At 31.2% G+C, this 4,805-nt stretch carries 6 protein-coding genes and 1 pseudogene; all 7 read left to right on the top strand.

All coding sequences use genetic code 11. The features are described from left to right. The first annotated feature begins 168 nt into the window (after nucleotides 1–168). The 7 genes and pseudogenes from F8154_RS15410 (at nucleotide 169) to F8154_RS10965 (ending at nucleotide 4,660) form a co-directional block, all read left to right on the top strand. A pseudogene (locus tag F8154_RS15410) lies at nucleotides 169–1,185 on the top strand (DUF4846 domain-containing protein). A gap of 219 nt (nucleotides 1,186–1,404) precedes the next feature. Continuing rightward, entirely contained in the window at nucleotides 1,405–1,881 is a 477-nt protein-coding gene (locus F8154_RS10985; protein WP_330577891.1) for a pyridoxamine 5'-phosphate oxidase family protein, read from the top strand. A gap of 61 nt (nucleotides 1,882–1,942) precedes the next feature. Beyond that, on the top strand, nucleotides 1,943–2,482 hold the full coding sequence (locus tag F8154_RS10980; protein WP_151861666.1) for a TetR/AcrR family transcriptional regulator: 540 nt from the start codon (nucleotides 1,943–1,945) through the stop codon (nucleotides 2,480–2,482). Nucleotides 2,483–2,804: 322 nt separating this feature from the next. Then, a complete protein-coding gene (locus F8154_RS10975) occupies nucleotides 2,805–3,254 on the top strand; it encodes an SRPBCC family protein (protein ID WP_151861665.1) in 450 nt (149 codons plus the stop codon). 86 nt (nucleotides 3,255–3,340) lie between these two features. Then, complete coding sequence (locus tag F8154_RS15680; protein ID WP_192930258.1) at nucleotides 3,341–3,469, top strand: GyrI-like domain-containing protein; 129 nt, start codon at nucleotides 3,341–3,343, stop codon at nucleotides 3,467–3,469. Next, nucleotides 3,424–3,555 carry a hypothetical protein gene (locus tag F8154_RS15545; RefSeq protein WP_279237185.1) on the top strand — a complete coding sequence of 44 codons (132 nt, stop codon included), beginning with the start codon at nucleotides 3,424–3,426 and terminating at the stop codon, nucleotides 3,553–3,555. Before F8154_RS15680 ends, F8154_RS15545 begins: the two co-directional genes overlap by 46 nt. A 280-nt stretch (nucleotides 3,556–3,835) precedes the next feature. Then, a complete protein-coding gene (locus F8154_RS10965) occupies nucleotides 3,836–4,660 on the top strand; it encodes a pentapeptide repeat-containing protein (RefSeq protein WP_243141236.1) in 825 nt (274 codons plus the stop codon). Nucleotides 4,661–4,805: the final 145 nt, after the last annotated feature.

The raw sequence follows: 4,805 nt of genomic DNA, 5'->3' as shown, positions 1-4,805 counted from the left end.
ATAGTTACCCTACTTTATTATAACTCATTTATTTTACTAATTAAAAACCGCAGTTACAGCGATACGGTGAGCCGTATCATAAGTAACGGTGGTTTTTTGTCTTTATGAGCGAAATAGTAAATAAGAGTAAAATGTGGAAAATTAATTAATTTTTTATGGTGAATACTAATGGCGATAATAGGTCTTTTTACATTCGTTAGTGCACTGAAAAGAAGTGAAAATTTTGTCTACAAGTTATTTGTGGCTCGTGCAAAATTATTGTGGGGAGACAATGTGCATGCATTCCTTTTAGTAGTAGGGGTTATTGTGATGGGGCTTAGCTCTCTGTTTTTTATTGGCGTATGGGGTTTTCATGGAGAAATGCCGAATACTGATGATCAGGAAATGAAGACAGATAAAATGCTAGAATCACAGTTGCCGAAGCAGTCCCTTATCATGGAGGATGGAGGGACCATTAAGACAAGGATATTGCCATCCATAGGTTTTCAAAGGGTTACTGTGGAAGTGGGCTCCTTTGCTGAATACTTAAGAACTCTCCCATTAAAGCCTCATGGCTCGCCAGTGCTTTATTATAATGGTGCTGAGAAAAATAAATCAAATGTCTACATGGCAGTAGTTGATATGGAAATAAGTGATCGAGATCAACAGCAGTGTGCGGATGCAATTATGCGTTTTAGAGGAGAGTATTTGTATGGAATCGGTTCCTATTATAAGATACACTTTAATTTTACAAATGGATTTAGGGTGGATTATAGTAAATGGATGGAAGGGTATCGCATTGCTTTTTAAGGGAATCGAAGTTTTGGGGTTAAAAGATCAGAACCTTCAAATACATATCAAGACTTTAGGCGTTATATGGATATTATTTATGCCTATGCGGGTACAATTTCATTAGAAAGTGAATTAATCTCAGTTGATATAAATGAGATAGAGATTGGAGATCTTTTCATTCAAGGAGGTAGTCCTGGTCACGCAGTAATTGTAGTGGATATGGCATTCAATGAAACTACAGGGGAAAAATTATTTTTATTGGCCCAAAGTTACATGCCAGCTCAAGAGACACAGATATTAGTAAATCCCATGGACAGGGACTTGAGCCCGTGGTACTCTTTAAACTTTGAGGAAGAGGTAATCCCTACTCCTGAATGGACATTTAAAAGAAGTGACTTAAAAAGGTTTCCTTAAAGAATCAATTTTACTTAGTCGAAGGATGTTCGAAGAAGATGTAAGTTAATTACTTAATTTATGGAAGAATCAAAAAACTTGGCTATAGAGCTATATTGGGTTTTTATAGATATTACTGAGTACTATTATCATGTTGCTACTAAAACTTTAATAAATTTTCTGAAATTCAATATTGACAAGTTGAGATAATAATTGTATCATTAACTAGACGACTGGTCTATTAATTATTATGAATGGAGGATTATTATGAGAAATAAAATCAAAAAAATTCTAGAATCACATGAATTGTTAAGATTAGCTACATTAGATGAAAATGGATTTCCAAATGTAAGATCAGTAGATTTTGCAAATGATGAAGAGGATGAATCAAAAATTTACTTTACTACATTTAAAGAAACCAACAAAGTTAAAGAGCTTGCTAAGAATAACAAGGTATATATAGTTGTAGATAAGACAGCTAGTTCTATTGAAGAACTTGCTCAGATTCAATACATAAGAGGTACAGGCGTTACAACAGAGTTAGATTCACCTGAAGAAATGCAAAAGGCTATGGGACTACTTATGACTAAATATCCATTTTTAAAAGACTTACCAGGTGATCCTTCAATGATGAGTTTGTTTAGAATAGATCTTAAAGAAGTTAAAGTTACTGATAACAGCTTAGGATTTGGTCACGTAGATATATTTAACTACTAAAGATTTGACAATAAAGCATTATTTCTCTATAATTATCACGATAGGAAGTGAAGGTGACGTGATGAGTAAAAGAGAAACTTTATTGTTTACTGCTGCAAGACTTATACATGAAAAAGGTTATAATAATGTTGGGATTAAGGCTATACTTGACGAAGTGAACGTGCCTAAAGGATCTTTTTATCATTACTTTAAAAGTAAGGAAGAACTAGGCTTGTCTATCATGGATTTTTATATAGCTGATACAACCAACTGTCTAAATCTAGTAGAAAAATCAATAGAAGGACTAAATCAATTCTTTAATATATTCTTCAATCGTTTAATTGAACTTAGCTTGAAACGTGGTTGTCCTGTAGGAAACCTGATATTGGAATTATCAGACGAGAATGAAAGATTTAGATTAAAACTTTTAGAATGGTACAGTATTTTAGAAAGATGGATAATAGAAGTATTAGAGGAAGAAAAGGTAGCAAATTCACATGAAAAAGCTAAGGCATTAATAGCTGCATTTGAAGGTACAATGCTTCTATCAAAGTTGGACAAGAATGATGTTCATTTCGAAATATTTAATAAGTACACTTTTTATAGTATTTTAGTTGTATAAGAATGCAATATATTTTAGTAAGGGATGGTTTTTAAATAAATCATCTCTTTTCTATTTGAATTATGAACAAGAACACATTCAGAATCAAGCGTTGGATTACAACAAGCAACTTTTAAACACCTGTTTTTAGTATCTTACATTCCGGAGAGTGTAAAGCACTATGGTAAATTTATGCTATATATGCGGATGTTACTTTTTTCAATAACAAAGATAGATATAAAGCAAAGTAGAGTTATAATGAATTAGTCTCATTAAAATAAGTTTTTATACGTATTTAAAGGGTAAAATTAAAATAGGATTGCAGTGTCTAGGAGGGAACTTTATGAAAACGTGGACAGAGGAAATAGAAATAAATGCGCCCATTGAGACAGTATGGAAAGTAATTGATGGAAGTGAAGAAAATTTAAAGAAGTTGGATCCTAAAATTATATCAAGTAAGGTAATAGAAGAAACTGAAAAACGTATTGGCTCTAGATACCTTCAGGAATACAAAGAAGGTAGGAAAGTTATGGAGTATGTAGTTGAAGTAAAGGATTATGTGGAAGATAATAATAAAAAAATGTATAAAATTGGGTTTGAACTAGGGGATTGGTTTGATATAACAGTAAAATATGATTTAAAAAAAATTGATGAAGACAAAACTCATATGGTTTATACTACAACAAATAGACCAATGAAGTTTTTTGCAAATATAATGATGAGAATGATGGGGAACAATTCTTCTGTAGTAAAGACTCATGTTGAAAAGATTAAGAAACTATCTGAAACCTAATATAACTATTAAACTCTATCGAACGGAGTCTGTAAATAAGTGTCTAAAGTAAAAGATATCCTAACTTGTTATGTAAGGTTGAAGAAATGGAAAGGCTAACCGTAGAAAAAAGCACATATGCTGTTTTTACTCACAAATGCTCTGTTGAAAGATTAGGAGATACTTTCAAATGTATATATGGCACTTGGTTGCCGAAACTGGATATGGACCAGTAAAATCATATGATTTCGAGTACTATGATAAAAGATTTAATCCAGGAGATGAAGAGTCAGAACTAGATATCTACACACCTATTAGTTAAAAGAGAGTAATCTCTTGACTTATAAAACCGCAGTTACAGCGATATGGTGAACCCTACCATAAGTAACGGTGGTTTTTAGCTCTAAGTATTGATATGATTTGATTAAGTCTGATTTTTGAATTCGAAAATATTGTATTACAAGTAAGTAGATAAAATGATTTTAATATACAATATTCATAAAGAAAGCTATGATTTATAATAGGATTTGTGGTGCTAATATACATTATAAATAGTAATTTAGAGATTAAATTATGAAATATAAATTTGAGGAGACTGCAATATGGAGATACATGAAAAAAAAAAGGGAAGAATGGAGCAACTAAAAGTTGATTGTGCAAGATGCAGCGGTTTATGTTGTACAGCATTATTCTTCTCAGCAATGGATGGTTTTTCAGAAAATAAAATAGCTGGTAAACCTTGTACAAAGCTACAAAATAATTATCGTTGTGAGATTCATAATGAATTAGAAAAGCGTAATATGAAAGGCTGCATAGGATACGATTGCTTTGGGGCAGGAAAGCATGTAACACAATTTATTTATAAAGGTAAGACATGGCAGACATCAAAAGAGCAAGCAAAAGAAATATTCGATGTATTTGTTATTATTTTTCAATTATATCAAATACGATACTTTTTAGAAGAGTCAAAAATAATAATTCCAGCAAAGGGATTATGGAGTGATATTCAAAACTTAATCAATGAAAATGAAACCTTATGCAATTCTATTCCACAAATTATCCTTGATATTGATATGGAGATTTATAGAAACAAAGTCAATATCATTTTAAAGCAAGTCTGTGAATGTGTTATAAAGTGTTTTAAGAGTAGTGGTAATAATAGGTTTACAGAATTCTTCGGAAAAAGCTTTAAGAAAAGAGATATGAGTGGATTAGACTTGAGTATGAAATTATTAATTGCAGCTAATTTTGATAGTTGTATATTTAATGGATCAATTTTTTTAGGTACTGATACAAGAGATGCTAATTTTAGTAATGCAGATTTAAGAGAAGCAGTTTTTTTAACACAAGGACAAATTAATTCTGCTAAAGGGAATCGGAATACAAAACTACCTTCACATTTAGATTATCCAGTAACGTGGAAATAATAATTAAGTAAGGAATAATGAATGTCTATGAAGGGTACTCCTTTGTCTTTTGTTTTTTAGAGTAATATTCATATATAATATAAAAAACCGCAGTTACATAAGGTAAACCCTATGTTAGAGTGTTACGGTGAACCGTATCATAAAT

It is taken from the genome of Alkaliphilus pronyensis (genome assembly GCF_009017275.1).
Lineage (GTDB): Bacteria > Bacillota > Clostridia > Peptostreptococcales > Natronincolaceae > Alkaliphilus_C > Alkaliphilus_C pronyensis.
This window is presented reverse-complemented; position numbering and strand designations above follow the sequence as displayed.

Bases quoted from the DNA above. Each gene is read 5' to 3' on its own strand.
- F8154_RS10980 (WP_151861666.1), top strand. From the start codon at position 1,943: ATGAGTAAAAGAGAAACTTTATTGTTTACTGCTGCAAGACTTATACAT.
- F8154_RS10975 (WP_151861665.1), top strand. From the start codon at position 2,805: ATGAAAACGTGGACAGAGGAAATAGAAATAAATGCGCCCATTGAGACA.
- F8154_RS15680 (WP_192930258.1), top strand. From the start codon at position 3,341: ATGGAAAGGCTAACCGTAGAAAAAAGCACATATGCTGTTTTTACTCAC.
- F8154_RS15545 (WP_279237185.1), top strand. From the start codon at position 3,424: ATGTATATATGGCACTTGGTTGCCGAAACTGGATATGGACCAGTAAAA.
- F8154_RS10965 (WP_243141236.1), top strand. From the start codon at position 3,836: ATGGAGATACATGAAAAAAAAAAGGGAAGAATGGAGCAACTAAAAGTT.